Source organism: Peribacillus sp. FSL E2-0218 (genome assembly GCF_037992945.1).
In the GTDB taxonomy this organism is placed as follows: Bacteria; Bacillota; Bacilli; order Bacillales; family DSM-1321; genus Peribacillus; species Peribacillus simplex_B.
Genome location: NZ_CP150304.1, coordinates 4,022,229 through 4,038,835, shown reverse-complemented (window position 1 = coordinate 4,038,835; position 16,607 = coordinate 4,022,229). Strand labels below are relative to the sequence as shown.

Below are 16,607 nucleotides of genomic sequence, written 5' to 3'. Positions count from 1 at the left end.
ATACCAAATACAGATAGCGCTGTGCTACATTAAAGATTGGATAAATATAAATGGAGAGGATCCACAGATGAAAATAAACCAATTAATAGCGAACAATATTAACGAACTGGATGCAGTATTGCCAGGCGATCAATCCTTGGGGATTGCCGGGTTATCTGGTTCAGGGAAAACGACCTTTTGTCAGGCCATAGGGGAAGAATCGAAGAAGCGTCTCGTTTCCTTATTGCCGAAGTCTGAATATCAATATTTATTTTCTGATATTATGGAAACCAATTTCAGCGCCATCAAGATGGAGGAAATGCCGCTGGTCCTTTTTCTTGGAAAATCGTCCATCTCATCCAATCCCCGTTCGACCATTGGCACCCATACTGGTGTGTTTAAAGAGATTCGTGTTTGTCTTGCTGAAAAATTCAATCTTTCTCCAGAAGTTTTTTCCTTTAATAATGCTTTAGGCTGGTGCACCGCTTGTAAAGGACGCGGCACGACGAAGAACGTCGAATGTCCGAAGTGTGAGGGAAAGCGTTACAATCCAGAAGTCGAGCAATATACGATTGAATTATTCGATCGCCCGCATACTATTTCCGATATCAACGAGTTAAGCATCGAATCGATCCTTTCACTTTCAGAGATCTTACATATTAGTGAAGCCAAACAGCATATTCTCCAAAATATAATCAATATGAATATTGGTTATTTAAGCATGAACCGGATCATGGGGACCGTGTCAGGCGGAGAATTAACCCGGCTTTACTTGGCTGAATTCCTGGCAACAAGCGAAAATACCGTGATCATCATTGATGAAATCTCCGTAGGGCTGGATCATCAGACCCTTTTGAAAATATTGGAACAGATTAAGTCATTAGGTGATAAGAATCAAATATGGCTCATTGATCATTCAGACACGGTGTTGGATAGCACGGACGAGCAATTGTTCTTTGGACCCGGCAGCGGGAAATATGGCGGCAAAATTGTGGAGGAATCACCTCGTCCCAAGCCGATCAGCTGGGAACGAAATGAGGCAACGCCAAATGAATTCTACCAATTTCATGATCTTTTTTGCCGAAATATACAAATGGAAGAAATCCACCTTCCTAAGAATAGACTCGTTACCTTTACGGGTGAGTCGGGCTGCGGGAAATCCACACTTGTCAATGAATGTATCGCCAAAGATTTTCAGGTGCGCTATCCAAAGGATAAACTCGTCATGGTCGGGCAGGACCGAAATAAATCGATTACCAGTCGCTCAACTGTTGCGACGTTTCTTGATATCAAGAAGAAGCTCACCAAATACAGGGATGAAATTGATGATATCTTTCAGCGTTCGATCGAGGATATCATCGAAGAACTGCCAAATGAGGACATCACCCATAAGCGCTTGAGCCTATTAATCAAGCTTGGGCTTGGGTATTTGACGTTAGAGCGAAAAACCCAATCGCTATCGACTGGCGAATTTCAATGTGTTCACTTAGTTTCGGAGCTGTTCGCGAAAACAAGGAACCCGCATACGCTATTCATTTTTGATGAGCCTTCAAAAGGGTTATCGCAAAACATTTTAAATCAATTCATCGATAGCATCAGGGTCATCCTCGAGGATGAATCGGTCTCGATCATCATGATTGAACATAATCGGTATATGCTGGAAGGCTCGGATTATATCGTGGATTTCGGAAAAAGACAGCTTGAGCCAGTCCGGCATCTTGATGTTGTCAGCCATGATGAATACTATCGCCATAACAATATCGAAGATCGAGAGGAGCCCCTGCATATCTCCTCTGCACTCCGGTCAAAAAGCGGCATCCATTATTTGCAGGAAAACCAATTGGACCATTTCAAAAGGGCAGAGAACATCTATAAGGGCGGCATCCTAAAAAGCTTGTCGTCGATGGCCCGTTTAATTTATGGGGAATACGAATCTGACACGATCGCACCCGTGATCGCGATCGATCTTGAACGGCACTTGTACAGCCAATATACGTTTCTATTTGAATTGGGCGGCATGATCAATCATCTGGTCGCGTCACACCCGACCAATAAAGATACAAGAAGCTTCGATTTTTATTCTAAAGAGAATCATTGTCCAAGCTGTTCGGGCCGCCGTGTCATTGAAAAATTTGATATCGATGTTGTCATTCAAGATAAAAACGTACCTTTCTGGGATGGCTTATTACATCCAGACGTGATGGAAGTACTGAAATATTATCAATATCCAAAGCTGCAATTTTTGTTTGATGAAATCAAGAATGAGCTCGGTCACGACATGAGTAAAAGCTATAATGATATGACGGATGCAGAGAAGCAGACGTTCTTATATGGATATTGGGAAAAGTCCTTTTATGATAAAGCAGGCAAGGCCTCTCGTACTTGGGAAGGCTTCAATCTCATCATCGGACGTTATATGTTCATCTCGAAATCGATCATTAAAGAGCAGATGAAAGCATCTAAAGAGAATATCACCTGCCCGATCTGCCTTGGAACGATCTTGAACCATCATAAAAAGCTGAAATTTGCCGACATGGACATTCGTGAAATCATCCAACAACCAATGGATGAAGTCATCAAAATAGCAGGGAAGCTGCCAGAGCTGGAAAAACTAAAAGCGATTGTAGGCGGCGATATCGCATGGACGGAGGATGTTTCATTCCTTTCCCGTGAAACACAAGCCGCATTGAAAATGCTTGAGCTGGAACTGGCAAGCTTCCAAGGCTATGAAGTGGTCCTGCAAAATGCGCTGCCATTCTGGGCCGGCATCACAGGCAGCATCGAAGCCATCAGCACCAAAAACCAGATCACCATCTGTGATTTTGCCAATATTAACGAAACAAGAGAAACGATCATTGATAAATATTTCACCAATGGCAAATATAAAAAACTAACCTATGTTTATGAGGCGTTTGGCTACAAGAAAATCGTGACGCAAATCAATAAAATCAAAGCAAGTCATAAATGCCCGTTTTGTAATGGGAAGAAAGCCATTTCCGAGGATGGCCTCCATGACGGCGTCCATAAATTAACGATACCTTGTGTGAGCTGTCATGCCAGTGGCATCGATGATGAAGGACGTAAAGCGATCGTCGAAGATATCGATGTGGAAACCTGGCTGACAGGGAAGGTAAGCGATGTCGTGGCTGAAGGTGAACGTACCGAAGCCGTTGCCGATATTCCGATTTTCAACCGGATTCGTGAATTGAACAAACGTGACATGATGGCGGTTCATGCATGCCTTGAACGGAAAGCATAAATAAGACGGCAATCCAATGAAAAAAAGTCCGCCATGAACGGCGGACTTTTTATATGAAAAGATTGTTTACTTATTTTGCAGAAGTATCTTCATCATAAACAGGAAGTCCTACAGTGATCGTTGTTCCTTTATTCGAAGCGCTATTAATATGAAGCGTGCCATTCATCGTTTGGATCGTTTTGACAGCCACCATCGAACCTAGCCCTGTCCCTTTCTCTTTGGAACTGTAATAGGGCTCGCCAAAACGATGTATTTGTTCTTTGTTCATGCCAATTCCAACGTCCTTTATTTCGATAATGATGTCGTTATCATTTACATAGGAAACGATACGCAGTTCCCCGCCGCTCGGCATGGCCTCTATCCCATTCTTGATTAAGTTGAGGAAGCATTGCTTGAAATGCTGAGTATTGCCACGAGTGACACCTGGGGCCAGCTGTTCGGATATCGTAACTAAATTCATGTTTGCTAATGGTTTGATCATTTCAATGACATAGCCTATTTCACGGTCGATGGAAATGGAATCGACCTTTTCAATGGCAGGTTTGGCGAATGCCAAGTATTCACTAATGATGGATTCCGCACTATTAAGCTCCCGAACAACATGCTGGATATATTGCTCTTTTTCATCTTGGGTCAGATCGGGTGCTTTTAGCAGCTGAACGAATCCCTTCACAACCGTTAAAGGGTTTCTGACTTCATGAGAAATGCTGGCCGCAAGCTGACTGACGACCTCCATCTTTTCAAGCCGCACCATTTGTGTTCGGATTAAAATCGCATCCTTTAAAATTTCCATGATATACACAGCTAAACCGATGATGAAAGGAGGAAGAATGATGAAGTAAAAGATATAGGCCTCCGTTATTCGAAAAGAATCAGACATAGCGAGTGCAAGCAAGCTTGTTAGGATGCCTAGGAATACAATCAATAAGATCGAGCTATTTAGCTTACTTTTTCTGTTATACGCATTGAATTTAGAAGAAAATAGAGCAGTAATGACGAATATAACGATATAAACCATTAAAGTAAGGAGATTGAACCCATTCATAACAAACCTGCCAGTCAAGAGAATGACCAATAGAACAGCCCCGACAGGCCAACCGCCATACAGTGTCCCGATTATAAAAGGGATTTGCCTGAAGTCATGAACACAATATTCATCGATATAAATAGGGAACTTCATACATAATAGGATCGGAATGCTCATGCATGTAGTGATGAGGACCTTGCCATACTGACATAACCTTTTGCCGTGATCTAATAAAGTGGAATAAATTAAAATGCTTACCAGGATATAAAAGAGATTATCTAGAATGTGTTGATTAATATAAGTGAAATTCATCGGATTCTCCTGAAAAATTACAATTTGGTCTACCTACAAGAATAACACTAAAAAGGAGGATTTGAATAAAGTAATTTATTGTAAGAAAGATATTTTGAAAAAGAAAGATTCCTTTGCAATGTAAGTCAACGATCGTAAATCAATCGAAAAAGGCTTTGGAATCCACCATTCCAAAGCCTTTACTTTTGTTTTACGTATTGAACCATCCATCATGACACCGATATTACTCACTTTCAGCCTTATAGCTAATCAGTTCGAGTTTCGGGCTGCTTTAGTATGTTGGTAAAACGGTATATTCACTTCCGGCGGTTAAACTGTATGGTTAAAATTACCGTGGAGGAAGGGATTAATTAACGTGTTCGTCTGTTGATATCATTATGATCTTAACATTTTGTTCTTCGAGTTTCTTTGTGTAACTTCCTGTCATATCAAAGTCAGTGATTATCGTATCTATTTGATTGATTGAAGCGAATGAGGCAATCGAATTTTTATTGATCTTAGTATGATCAAGCAAGGCAACCACCTTGTTGGAGGCGCTGACCATGGCTTTTTTCAGTTCTACCTCATATACACTGAAATCCGTTAATCCTGATTCGAAAGTAAATCCATTAGCGGACGTAAACATCAGATCAATATTAATTTGGTTAAGAATATTTATTCCTAAACTGCCTTCTAAGGAAAAGGAACCTTTTTTTATAATACCTCCCAATAATATCACGGTGATATTGGGATTTTCATTTAACTCTAATGCAGTATTGATGCCACTTGTAACAACGGTCAGTCTAATTGGCATTTCTTTTATCGTGCGTGCAAGTTCAAGAGTGGTTGAGCTTGAATCGAGCATAATGCATTGCCCGTTTGAGAGAAGCTCAGCAGCTTTCTTTGAAATGGCAGCCTTTTCATAGCGATTCTTTAATTCTCGTGTAGTAAAGCTTGTATCGCTATCTTGTTTTTCGGATAGTATGGCTCCTCCATGTGTTCTTTTTAGAAGGCCTTCTTCCTCCATTTTGGATAAATCCGTACGTAATGTCGCTTCAGATACTTTAATTTCTTCTGAAAGCTCTTTTATGGTTACCCGATGCTGATCTGTTAGTTTTCCGAGTATGATTTTCCTTCGTTCTGACGCAAACATTTTTTTCATGTTATCACCTATATACCTAAGTTATTTTATCCAGTTTAGCTGCAAAAGCGGATTACTAGTCAAGTTATATATATAAGAAGCATTTATGATTCAAAAGAGGCTGAATGGAATCGACTAATTGAATTTTCTTTCAATATTATCATACATCATTTTTGTATATTTATCTAAAGTAATTGAAAATCGAAAGAAAACGAAAAATAAAATGAAAATAAACGATAATAAATATTGACCCTTCAATAATAAATGTAATATACTGAAAATAGAAAACAGAGAAAAACTGTAAATGTTAAGAGGCTTGACTGAAAATTTTCATTTTACACCGATTATGTAAGCGTTATCCAGGAAAAAATATTCGAGGAGAGATGTTGAATGGTCCAAAGTCATGAAACAGCGGTACAAGAAAATAAAAATAATCAATCAACCCCAGCAACAATGAAAGCGGTTGTGGCTTATTCCCCAGGTGATTATCGCCTTGAAGAAGTCCCTGTTCCGCAAATCGGAGATGGTGAAATTTTAGTCAAAGTTGAGGCATGCGGTATTTGTGCCGGAGACTTGAAGGCGTTTGACGGGGCGCCAAGCTTTTGGGGAGACGATCAGCAGCCGGCATACATTAAAGCGCCAATGATTCCGGGTCATGAATTCATCGGTCATGTTGTCTCACTTGGTGAGGGAGTCAAAGGAGACTTTAAAATTGGTGACCGTATTATATCCGAACAGATCGTTCCTTGCTGGGACTGTCGCTTCTGTAACCGAGGCCAATACTGGATGTGTGAAAAACATGACTTGTATGGTTTCCAGAACAATGTAAATGGCGGTATGGCCGAATATATGAAATTCACAAAAGAAGCGATTAATTATAAGGTGCCGGAAAATCTTCCAATTGAAAAAGCAATTCTGATTGAACCTTATGCGTGTTCCTATCATGCCGTTGAGCGGGCACAAATTCAATTGGGAGATGTGGTTGTACTGGCAGGGGCTGGAACACTCGGACTGGGGATGATAGGTGCAATCAAAAAATCAGGACCTGGCAAATTAATTGTCCTTGACCTGTTTGAAGAGCGTTTAGAAATGGCGAAACAATTCGGTGCGGATATGGTATTGAACCCAGCAAAAGATGATGTAAACGCGATTGTAAAACAGTTGACGGACGGTTATGGCTGCGACATCTACATTGAAGCGACTGGAGCCCAAAAATCCGTTGAACAAGGGTTGAACATGATTCGTAAACTGGGGCGTTTCGTTGAATTCAGCGTATTTAAAGAACCGGTAACAGTGGATTGGAGCATTATCAGTGACCGGAAAGAACTTGATGTACTGGGTTCTCACCTTGGTCCATACTGCTATGAGCCCGTTATTAAAGGCATTGCTAACGGTGATCTTCCTACAGAAGGCGTTGTCACACATGAACTTTCACTTGAAGAATTTGAAAAAGGATTTCAACTGGTGAAAAGCGGAAAAGAGTCATTAAAGGTCATCTTAAACCCAAATCTATAAAACTATCATAGTCGAATAGGTTCCTTCTTCGTTTCGGAACCTGTTTTTTGGAAATGAAAAGAGATGAAGAGGAGGAAAAACGATGAATCAGGGACTATTAGGGAAGCTGGGGATGGATTCCAAAATGGCAATGGGGTATCTTGGTGTACTGCTGTTTATGATGGGTGACGGTTTGGAATTGGGATGGCTATCTTCCTATCTAATCGATAATGGATTAAGTGTTCAGCAATCTGCCCTTCTGTTTAGTGTATATGGTTTCGCTGTTGCCATTGCTGCCTGGCTTTCCGGCGTCCTAGCTGAAGTATTGGGTCCTCGCAAAGCCATGTCCTTCGGGGTGGCTCTATTCATAGCGGGAACTCTGGTTTTTTTAACGTTCGGTCTCCCTACAATGAATCTGGCAATCATGCTTCCTACCTATTCACTTCGGGGACTTGGTTACCCTTTGTTTGCCTACTCTTTCCTCGTTTGGCTGACCTATTACGCGCCGGCAGAAAGACTAGGAACGGCTGTCGGCTGGTTCTGGGTCTCGTTTGCCGGAGGATTGAATGTTCTTGGAGCTTATTACTCCAGCTTTGCCCTTTCTTATCTAGGAGAATTGAAAACGCTTTGGAGTGCCCTTGTATTTGTGACACTTGGAGCCATTATTGCCATTTCCTTAAACAAAGATAAGGAAAGTAATGGAAGGAAATTCAATTCTAAAGCGGAAGCACTTAAATATATTTCCAAGGGAATCACCATAGCATTCGAGCGTCCGAAAGTCGGGCTTGGAGGCATCGTTCGTACGATCAACACGGCAGGCGCATACGGATTTGTTGTGTTTCTTCCAGCTTATATGATGGAAATTGGATTTACCCGAACTGAATGGTTACAGATTTATGGTGCATTATGGTCCAGTAATGTGATTTTTAACCTGATATGGGGTATTATCGGCGATAAATTCGGTTGGCGCAACACAGTTATGTGGTTTGGCGGTGTAGGATGTGCTGTATTCACAGCGGCACTCTATTATACTCCTTTCTTTCTTGGAGCGAATTACATGGCGGCAACAATTGTTGCCATTTGTTTCGGTGCTTGTCTTGCTGCATACGTGCCCCTTTCCGCATTGATCCCATCACTAGCCCCGGAAAACCGCGGAGCTGCAATGTCCATTCTGAACCTGGGTGCTGGTCTGAGTACATTCGTTGGTCCGGCTCTTGTCGGTCTTTTCATTGGAAGTGTCGGAACTGTAGGCATCATTTGGATCTATACAGGATTGTATTTGATCAGTGCGTTCATGATGAAATTTGTTACATTACCTAAAAAAATAGAAACAGAAACAGTGGATACGTCTTCTAACATGCCAGTAGTGCAATGATTGAACGATCATCATCATTTTCTATCGAATTCACCCGTGAACAAAGATATATGCAAACGAATGATAATATTTATCGATTCAATAATGAAAAAAATGAAGTGGAGAATGATGATAATAAAGCGGAAATAACATGAAAGGGCGTTGTATAATGAAAATTGGGTTAGGTTCTGATCATAATGCTTTTAATATGAAAGATAGTTTGAAAGATTATATTCAAGAATTGGGACACGAAGTTGTGGATTACGGTTCTGAAGATTCATGTACCGAGATTGATTATCCAGGAGTAGCTTTTCAGGTAGCTAATGACATTAATGAGCAAAAATTGGATCGTGCCATTTTAGTTTGTGGTACAGGTATCGGAATGGCGATTGCGGCAGGAAAAGTCCCAGGTATTCGTGCAGCTCTTTGCCATGACACATATTCAGCGGAACGTTCGCAAAAAAGTAACGATGCACAAGTGTTAACAATGGGTGCAAAGGTGATTGGAATCGAACCAGCTAAAAATATAGTGAAGGTGTATTTAGAGTCTGAATTTCCGGGTGGTAACTCAGCAAGAAAAGTTCAGCAAATAATGGATAAAGAGCAGGATTTTTTGAAAGGAGCTGCAGCAAAACATGAAAAAGCTCATTAATGATCCAATGAGAGTTGTGGAAGAAATGATTGAAGGATATGCAAAAGCTTATCCGAAACATGTAAGGCAATTAGCTGAAAACGACCGTGCACTTATTACGGCGAAGGAAACAAGAGACGGAAAAGTAGGCGTTCTCATCGGCGGTGGATCGGGCCACGAACCAGCATTTATTGGGTATGTGGGTGATGGCATGGCTGATGGTGTTGCCGTAGGGAATATTTTTTCTTCTCCTCCTCCGGATCCCATTTTGGAAGCGACGAAAGCCATTGATAAAGGAAAAGGCGTTATTTATATATATGGCAACTATGCAGGGGACGTAATGAACTTCGGCATGGCGGCAGAACTGGCTGATCTTGAAAGCGATATCCGTGTTGGTTCCGTGCTTGTAACGGATGATGTAGCTTCCGCGCCAAAAGAAGAAAAACAAAAACGCAGAGGGATCGCAGGGGAATTTTTCGTCACGAAGGCAGCGGGGGCTGCAGCTGATAAAGGATATAACTTGGCTGATGTTGTACGAGTGGCTCAAAAAGCAAACGATTACACACGGACAATGGGCGTCGGTTTAACACCGTGTTCACTACCACAAACAGGAAAGCCGAGCTTTGAACTTGCTGATAACGAAATGGAAATCGGTCTTGGTCACCACGGTGAACCTGGACTCGAAAAAGGTGACTTGCTGCCGGCTGATCAGGTGGTCGAACGCCTTATGCATGACATTTTGATAGACATGCCAGTTGTATCAGGAGAAAAAGTAGCTGTTCTTGTAAACGGATTAGGCTCCACTACAAACATGGAACTATATATAATGTTCAGACGTGTAGAACAAATTTTAAGTGACAAAGGCATTATAATACACCGTTCCTATGTAGGAAGCTACAGCACATCTCTTGAAATGGGCGGTGCGTCTGTTACCATTACAAAATTAGATGAAGAATTGGCAGAATTTATAGACCACCCTGCAGACTGTCCAATGTATGTCCAAATATAAGGAGGAGCTAGCGATGAAGATAACAGCTGCAGAATTCAAGGCCTTTTTGAAAAACGTTGTAACGATGATTGAAGAACAAAAAGATTACTTGTGTGAATTAGACCGGAAGCTGGGTGACGGCGATCATGGAGTCACGATGTCCATTGGCTGGCAGGCGGTTAACGAAAAACTGGATGGCGAACTGAAAGACGAGGAGGACTGCTCAAGAATTAGCATTTTAGCAGGCCGTACGTTTTTAAGTGCTGTCGGGTCATCTGTTGGTCCTCTATATGCAACTGGTTTTATGAGGGGTGCGAAAGCATTTCAAGGAAAGTTGGAACTTGGAGATCAAGAATTAAAGGATTTCTGGGTGGCTTTTGTGGATGGAATCAAGGAACGGGGCAAAGCGGAAGTTGGCGATAAAACGATGATAGATACACTGCATCCAGCAGCTGAAAGCTTGCAATCGAATTTTGCACATACGAATGACTTCGTTGCCTCTTTTACGGAAGCGGTGAAAGCGGCAGAGCTAGGAATGGAGTCAACAAAAGGATTGCTTTCTAAGCGCGGACGTTCAAGCCGTCTTGGTGAACGCTCACTTGGGACGAAGGATCCTGGTGCCGCTTCTTCTTACATGATTCTTAACACTTTTTTAACAACCATTAAATCGGCTCAAACAGTATAATTCAACACATCCAATAAAAAAAATTCACCGCATATCGAAAATATTTTGATTGTTTCGACTTATGGAAATGCCAAAATATGCGGGTGAATCTCGCTTATAAATGAATAAAAATACACAATTATGAATAACGAAGGGGCTGATTCGTGTTGTCTATTGTGAACGTTAAGCAAAAAGAAGATGTTCAATCACTAGCCGGTGACTTTTTGGCCGTCGCTCAAAAAGCGGCAATTGCGGCCTATCCTTGGATTGGAAAAGGCAATAAAATCGGTACGGACCAAGCTGGAACGACAGCAATGCGCGATGAGATGAACCGCATAAATATGAATGCGTCAATTGTCATTGGCGAAGGTGAAATGGATGAAGCACCGATGCTGTACATCGGTGAGAATCTTGGTGCCGGCACTGAACCTCAAGTGGATATTGCCGTTGACCCAATAGAAGGGACGACCCTCGTTTCAAAAGGGCAAGATAATTCGCTAGCAGTTATTGCTGTAGCTAAACGTGGCACCCTCTTGCATGCACCGGATATGTATATGGAAAAAATGGCAGTCGGCCCGGAGGCGAAGGGCTGTATCAATATCGAAGCGTCCCTTACAGAAAACATGAAGTCCGTCGCAAAGGTACTTGGCAAGGATGTAAGTGAACTGACAGTCATGATGCAGGAACGTACGCGTCACAATCATTTAATGAAACAAGTATTTAATCTCGGAGCAAAAGTTCGATTATTTTCAGATGTGGATATTACAGGAGCAATAGCTACAGCGGTTGACGAATTGGATGTCGATATCCTTGTTGGAACAGGCGGTGCCCCTGAGGGTGTGATTGCTGCAGTTGCATTGAAATGTCTTGGCGGTGATTTCCAAGGTCGACTTGTTCCCAAATCTGAAAAGGAACTTGTACGATGTAAGAAGATGGGGATTGCCAACCCTCATGCTCTGTTGACGATGGATGACATCGTGAAATCCCATGATTGTTTCTTTGTCGCAACAGGGATTACAGACGGCCCTTTATTAAAAGGTGTCCGCAAAAGGAACCATAAGCTGATAACACACTCTTTCGTTGCGACAGCGGAGCAGTCGCAGTTTATCGAAGCGCGCCACAAAGTTCCATTCATTTGAAATTGGAGGAACCGACAAGACTACTGCACTAATACGTCAAGAGTTACCGACCCTTGTAAGAGCAGGCGTATGAAAGTGTGAAGTGCGGAGTTTATGTTTTAGCTGATCAAAAGAAACGGCGTTAGCTAGCTACTTGCCTCCAATTCTGAAGTGGCTCTTGCTGTTGCAGCTCAACATACACTAGGAAAAGAAGGTTTTGAAGTTACTGTTGTCAGTATGCCAAGCTGGGATCGGTTTGAACAACATTCCAATGAGTATAATACCTTATGTCAAATCGTAAAAGGACACTTTTACGATTTTTTTGATTTTACCTTCTTCTTTAAATTAAACTGTTTGGATTTTCCTGAAAAAGTAAATATAATCGAGATAGAGGTGATGTTCAGTGAAATCGTGGAAAAAAGAGATCGAAATAAACGCTCCGATCGAACATGTATGGAGGTATCTTGACGGTTCTGTAGAAAATATGCAAAAAATCATGCCCCAAGTGATTGAACAAAAGCCCATCAAAATAACGGAGGAAGTGGTCGGGAGCATATATCGCCAAAAATATAGAGAAGGCAAACGAACAGAAGAATATGATATCGAAACACTCGCCTATACCAATGAAGCGGATGAGAAAAAGCTAAAAGTAGGCTTCATCCTTGCCAAAATGTTTGAAATTACAGCTTTATACGAAATGAATAAAATCAATGACAGCAGAACTTCCTTTACATACACAGTCAGCAGCCGCCCGTTAAAATGGTACCTGAAATGGTTATTACTATTCGCCACCGATAAAGTGGTCGTTGAATTTTTGGACCGTGTCAAGAATGTAGCTGAAGCGGAGTCCAGTGGAGGATGAATAAGGTTACTTAAGATGCAATCAATTAATATTCATTCATTCATTCATTCATACTCTATCAAACCCTTGGCACTTCTAGTGTCAGGGGCTTTTTATTTGTGGGGGAAGGTAGAGCAGGATAAACCATATAAAGAAGTTGAAGAATAGCCTATTTAATTTTATTTGAAATTTGCTGGGGGGAAGAATCCAACTTGAAAGACATGGTCCGAGTTGGATTCTTTTTGTTGTAAATAGTTCTGGATGGAGGTCGCTTTTATACTTTCCTAGTGGCCACTTCAAATTCAAGGGACAAATTGGTCTCCATTTGCTAGCGGGACAGATTAGAAGAAAAAGGTTCAAGGTACTTGGGTAAATAGAACGTATTTTTATAATATTTTATTGCTGAATAGCATTTGTAATAGGGGAGATAGGAGTATATGATTAAATATCAGAATATTATGTATGTTAAAATAATAATTTCAATTGACATTTTTCTTTTATTTGGTAATATTTCTTTATTATTCCATTTAAATTATTCATATCATCACTGATAAATTGCCAATTTGTCATTCTATTAATAATTTAAGTGGGTAAAAAATAAAATGACTTAGGTGGTTAAATCATGTATGAGAAAATCATTAACGGTGAGCTAAATAAACTAAAAGAAAGCGGGCAATATCGCAGTTTTGTCACGTTGAATCGTATAAATGGTCAATATCCCTTAGCCAAGTTGAATGGTGACGAAAATGGTAAACCGGTAGTGGTATGGTGCAGCAATGATTATTTAGGGATGTCCCAGCACTCACTAGTAACGGATGCCATGCACGATGCAATTAATATGTATGGGGCTGGCTCTGGTGGATCTCGTAATATAGGAGGGACACATTATCAATATGCGGAGCTGGAAAAAACGCTTGCAGAATGGCATGGCAAAGAATCGGCTCTTGTTTTCCCTACGGGTTATGGGTCAAATGATGCCACACTGCAATGTCTATTAAAGCTATTCTCAAATTGTATCGTGTTTTCGGATGAACGTAATCATGCGTCCATTATTAATGGTATTGGCAGTGCTAAAGTTGAAAAATCGATATTTAAGCATAATGATGTAGCTCACTTAGAAGGATTATTGGAAGGACAACCCCTTGATAGACCAAAGATCATTGTTTTTGAATCGGTTTACTCAATGGATGGGGATATTTCGCCGATCGAAGAGATTGTAGCCCTTGCTGAAAAGTATAACGCGATTACTTTCCTCGATGAAGTTCATGCCATTGGAATGTATGGACCCAGAGGTGCAGGGATTGCTGCAGAACTTGGCATTGCCCATAAAGTGGATATCATTCAAGGCACTATGGCCAAGGCCATTGGCGTAATAGGAGGGTATATTACTGCTTCTGTTTCAATAATCGATGCGGTTCGTTCGTTTGCATCAGGCTTCATATTCACCACGTCCCTGCCACCCGCAGTCATAGCGGCTTGTCACGCGAGTATTCAACATCTGCTATCATCGGATAAAGAGCGGATCGTACTGCAAGAGAAGACAAACACTTTAAGAGAGTATCTAACGAAGGCAGGCATTCCGATAATGGCAGCAAGCGAGACTCATATTCTTCCGGTTTTAATCGGAGATGCGAAGAAATGTAAGGAAGCAGCCAAGAGACTGCTTGAAAACCATCAGATATACTTACAACCTATCAATTCACCTACAGTAGCTGTCGGTACAGAACGCTTTAGGGTGAATGTCACACCCAATCACACTGAAGAACAGATAGCCCATTTAACCATTGCTTTAACGGAGGTTTTCACTTATTTTGATATTCCTTTCTCCAAAAGATTGGATTCAGTAAACATATGACCAACTTTATGTACATATTTTGTTTAGTAGTATGGGGGCTTAATTTTATTGCAGTAAAGATACAAGGTACACCCGTTAGTTTAGAATTATCTTTAACCTATCGTTTAAGTTTGACGGCAGTCTTATTCTTGATTCTGTTGTGCATTCTTAAACCTGCAGGTAAACCAAAGAAAAAGGATATTCCATATATTATCGTATTTGGAATATGTAATTTTGCCTTGAGCTATTTATGTCTTTATTACGCGACTATCTTAAGTTCAGCAGCCATGGTTACATTGATATTTTCATTGAAGGTTATTTTAACACCCATTGCTCTTCGGATTTTTTTGAAAGAGCCTTTGCATTTCCGTATCTTGATTGGCGGAATAATCGGTGTGCTGGCTGTGTGCATCGTTATTTACCCAAGCTTACATGACATTCATGGTTTTCAGGATATAAAAGGTATCATGATTGCCGTTCTTGGGACCATCCTGACGGCATTGGGCGATGCGAGCTCAGCTCGAAATGCCAAGAAGCAGGTGAACCCAATCTATGCTAATGTACTTGGGTTTGCAGCGGGGGGCATTCTTTTATGGGCAATCGTGTTCATTAAAGGGCAAGCTGTTAGTCTGCCTACATCCCTTTCATATTTATCTGCTTTGTTTTATTTAACGATATTCGCCTCCTTTGGGGCCTGGCTGTTCTACCTAAAGCTTGTAGATAAAATAGGTGGAGCGAAAAGCGGGTACATGGTCGCTCTTTTCCCAGCAATAGGAGGTTTGGCTTCAGTAATGATTGGTGATTCCGATCCCTCCATTTTCTTGGCTGCTGGCTGCCTTTTCAGTTGCATAGGGGCTGCGATTGCATTGGGAGTGGGCACGCGCAAGGGGAAGGTAAAGCTGAAAGAAGAAAATTCGATTCACCAATAAGGGTTTTGCTGTACCTATGCTGATGGCAATCACTTTATCGATGAAAGGCTGTTGAACAGTCTCAAAATCATGCTTATGTCGTGCCGACCATCATGAGCGGGGACTTTCGATTCGCCAATGGCTGAAGACCGTTGTAAAAAAGAAACCGCCAAGGCTTGGTGAACATCACCAATCTTGGCGGTTTTTGTGATAGGTAACGATTCAACCGTTTATGCCAAATAACCGGCGAAGTGCCTCAATGAAGTAGTTGGAGAAGAATAGGTCATCATGAGTTCCTTCTGGATTCAACTCAAATAATAGATTGGACTCCAAATAGCCTTCCTTGATGAATTCAAGGTGGGCCTTCTTCGTATAGTCGACCATATGCTTTTGTGCGGTTTCTTTATAAATGCCCTCCAATTCGCCAACATATAAATAGAGCTGATGATTCTGACGATTCACAGGTGGTTTGCTATAGCTTTTTCCTTGTCGTTCAATCTTTTCCCCCTGAAGATAGCGAAGAACATCCTCGTACCAAAAGGAAGGAGATAAGGAAATATACTGATGGAATACCTCAGGATGATAGTAGGAGGCGAAAATCGAAACGAGTCCTCCCAAGGAGCAGCCGGAAATGGCTGTATGTGAAGGCTCGGGATTCGTTGCATAATGGGCATCTATATAAGGCTTTATTTCGGTTACAACGGTATGTAAATAAGCGTGCGCCTGACCTCCAAAGTCAGTGCCTTGCGGGGCAAGCGAGGGGGCCGCCCATGGCGTATAGTCATCGTTGCGATGGATCGGGGCAATCCCGATGACGATCAGTGGTTCAATTTGACCGGAAAGAATCAAATGATCGATATAGTTTACAGCTTGCATGGCCGTTTTTCCCCCGTCATGCATATAAATCGTACGGTATTTCTTGGTTTGATCGTAACCAGAGGGCAGAATGACACATACCTCATGGTCGGCCACTTTTTTATTAAGGTATCGAATCATGCATGTGCCTCCATATTCTTCAGGTAAATAGTTGATAATGATAACCATTATCAACTATGATTATAATACACTCGCCATCATT

At 41.4% G+C, this 16,607-nt stretch carries 13 protein-coding genes; 10 read left to right on the top strand and 3 right to left on the bottom strand.

What is annotated here, in order from left to right:
* Positions 1-67 precede the first annotated feature (67 nt).
* Positions 68-3,238, top strand: a complete 3,171-nt coding sequence (locus tag MHI53_RS19400) for an ATP-binding cassette domain-containing protein (RefSeq protein WP_340372006.1) — start codon at positions 68-70, stop codon at positions 3,236-3,238.
* Between the two features lie 70 nt (positions 3,239-3,308).
* On the opposite strand, the gene MHI53_RS19395 is transcribed toward MHI53_RS19400, so the two are convergent.
* Positions 3,309-4,577 (bottom strand): ATP-binding protein, encoded by a 1,269-nt coding sequence (locus MHI53_RS19395; protein ID WP_340372005.1) that lies wholly within the window; start codon positions 4,575-4,577, stop codon positions 3,309-3,311.
* 346 nt (positions 4,578-4,923) lie between these two features.
* Positions 4,924-5,718, bottom strand: a complete 795-nt coding sequence (locus MHI53_RS19390) for a DeoR/GlpR family DNA-binding transcription regulator (RefSeq protein ID WP_061140775.1) — start codon at positions 5,716-5,718, stop codon at positions 4,924-4,926.
* A 369-nt stretch (positions 5,719-6,087) separates the two neighbouring features.
* On the opposite strand from MHI53_RS19390, the gene MHI53_RS19385 reads away from it, so the two are divergent.
* The 9 genes from MHI53_RS19385 to MHI53_RS19345 all read left to right on the top strand — a co-directional run bounded on the left by MHI53_RS19385 (position 6,088) and on the right by MHI53_RS19345 (position 15,550).
* The gene (locus MHI53_RS19385) at positions 6,088-7,212 is read left to right on the top strand and encodes an alcohol dehydrogenase catalytic domain-containing protein (RefSeq protein ID WP_061140774.1); all 1,125 of its coding nucleotides are present in this window, start codon (positions 6,088-6,090) and stop codon (positions 7,210-7,212) included.
* Positions 7,213-7,294: 82 nt separating this feature from the next.
* Positions 7,295-8,566, top strand: a complete 1,272-nt coding sequence (locus MHI53_RS19380; RefSeq protein WP_340372004.1) for an MFS transporter — start codon at positions 7,295-7,297, stop codon at positions 8,564-8,566.
* A gap of 148 nt (positions 8,567-8,714) precedes the next feature.
* Positions 8,715-9,197 carry a ribose 5-phosphate isomerase B gene (gene rpiB / locus MHI53_RS19375; RefSeq protein ID WP_061141044.1) on the top strand — a complete coding sequence of 161 codons (483 nt, stop codon included), beginning with the start codon at positions 8,715-8,717 and terminating at the stop codon, positions 9,195-9,197.
* A complete protein-coding gene (locus MHI53_RS19370; RefSeq protein ID WP_061140772.1) occupies positions 9,181-10,185 on the top strand; it encodes a dihydroxyacetone kinase subunit DhaK in 1,005 nt (334 codons plus the stop codon). The genes rpiB and MHI53_RS19370 overlap by 17 nt, the downstream gene beginning before the upstream one ends.
* Positions 10,186-10,198: 13 nt before the next feature.
* The gene (gene dhaL / locus MHI53_RS19365; protein WP_340372003.1) at positions 10,199-10,849 is read left to right on the top strand and encodes a dihydroxyacetone kinase subunit DhaL; all 651 of its coding nucleotides are present in this window, start codon (positions 10,199-10,201) and stop codon (positions 10,847-10,849) included.
* Positions 10,850-10,995: 146 nt separating this feature from the next.
* On the top strand, positions 10,996-11,967 hold the full coding sequence (gene glpX / locus MHI53_RS19360; protein WP_061141043.1) for a class II fructose-bisphosphatase: 972 nt from the start codon (positions 10,996-10,998) through the stop codon (positions 11,965-11,967).
* A 382-nt stretch (positions 11,968-12,349) separates the two neighbouring features.
* Positions 12,350-12,808, top strand: coding sequence for an SRPBCC family protein (locus MHI53_RS19355; RefSeq protein WP_061140770.1), 459 nt, complete (start codon positions 12,350-12,352; stop codon positions 12,806-12,808).
* Between the two features lie 601 nt (positions 12,809-13,409).
* Positions 13,410-14,642: a 5-aminolevulinate synthase gene (hemA, locus tag MHI53_RS19350; RefSeq protein ID WP_340372002.1), complete on the top strand. Its 1,233-nt coding sequence runs from the start codon at positions 13,410-13,412 to the stop codon at positions 14,640-14,642.
* The gene (locus MHI53_RS19345) at positions 14,639-15,550 is read left to right on the top strand and encodes a DMT family transporter (protein ID WP_061140768.1); all 912 of its coding nucleotides are present in this window, start codon (positions 14,639-14,641) and stop codon (positions 15,548-15,550) included. The genes hemA and MHI53_RS19345 overlap by 4 nt, the downstream gene beginning before the upstream one ends.
* 201 nt (positions 15,551-15,751) lie before the next feature.
* On the opposite strand, the gene MHI53_RS19340 is transcribed toward MHI53_RS19345, so the two are convergent.
* On the bottom strand, positions 15,752-16,525 hold the full coding sequence (locus MHI53_RS19340) for an alpha/beta hydrolase-fold protein (protein ID WP_340372001.1): 774 nt from the start codon (positions 16,523-16,525) through the stop codon (positions 15,752-15,754).
* Positions 16,526-16,607 lie beyond the last annotated feature (82 nt).

Bases quoted from the DNA above. Each gene is read 5' to 3' on its own strand.
- MHI53_RS19340 (WP_340372001.1), bottom strand. From the start codon at position 16,525: ATGATTCGATACCTTAATAAAAAAGTGGCCGACCATGAGGTATGTGTC.
- hemA (WP_340372002.1), top strand. From the start codon at position 13,410: ATGTATGAGAAAATCATTAACGGTGAGCTAAATAAACTAAAAGAAAGC.
- rpiB (WP_061141044.1), top strand. From the start codon at position 8,715: ATGAAAATTGGGTTAGGTTCTGATCATAATGCTTTTAATATGAAAGAT.
- MHI53_RS19385 (WP_061140774.1), top strand. From the start codon at position 6,088: ATGGTCCAAAGTCATGAAACAGCGGTACAAGAAAATAAAAATAATCAA.
- dhaL (WP_340372003.1), top strand. From the start codon at position 10,199: ATGAAGATAACAGCTGCAGAATTCAAGGCCTTTTTGAAAAACGTTGTA.
- MHI53_RS19380 (WP_340372004.1), top strand. From the start codon at position 7,295: ATGAATCAGGGACTATTAGGGAAGCTGGGGATGGATTCCAAAATGGCA.
- MHI53_RS19345 (WP_061140768.1), top strand. From the start codon at position 14,639: ATGACCAACTTTATGTACATATTTTGTTTAGTAGTATGGGGGCTTAAT.
- MHI53_RS19395 (WP_340372005.1), bottom strand. From the start codon at position 4,577: ATGAATTTCACTTATATTAATCAACACATTCTAGATAATCTCTTTTAT.
- MHI53_RS19370 (WP_061140772.1), top strand. From the start codon at position 9,181: ATGAAAAAGCTCATTAATGATCCAATGAGAGTTGTGGAAGAAATGATT.
- MHI53_RS19400 (WP_340372006.1), top strand. From the start codon at position 68: ATGAAAATAAACCAATTAATAGCGAACAATATTAACGAACTGGATGCA.
- MHI53_RS19390 (WP_061140775.1), bottom strand. From the start codon at position 5,718: ATGAAAAAAATGTTTGCGTCAGAACGAAGGAAAATCATACTCGGAAAA.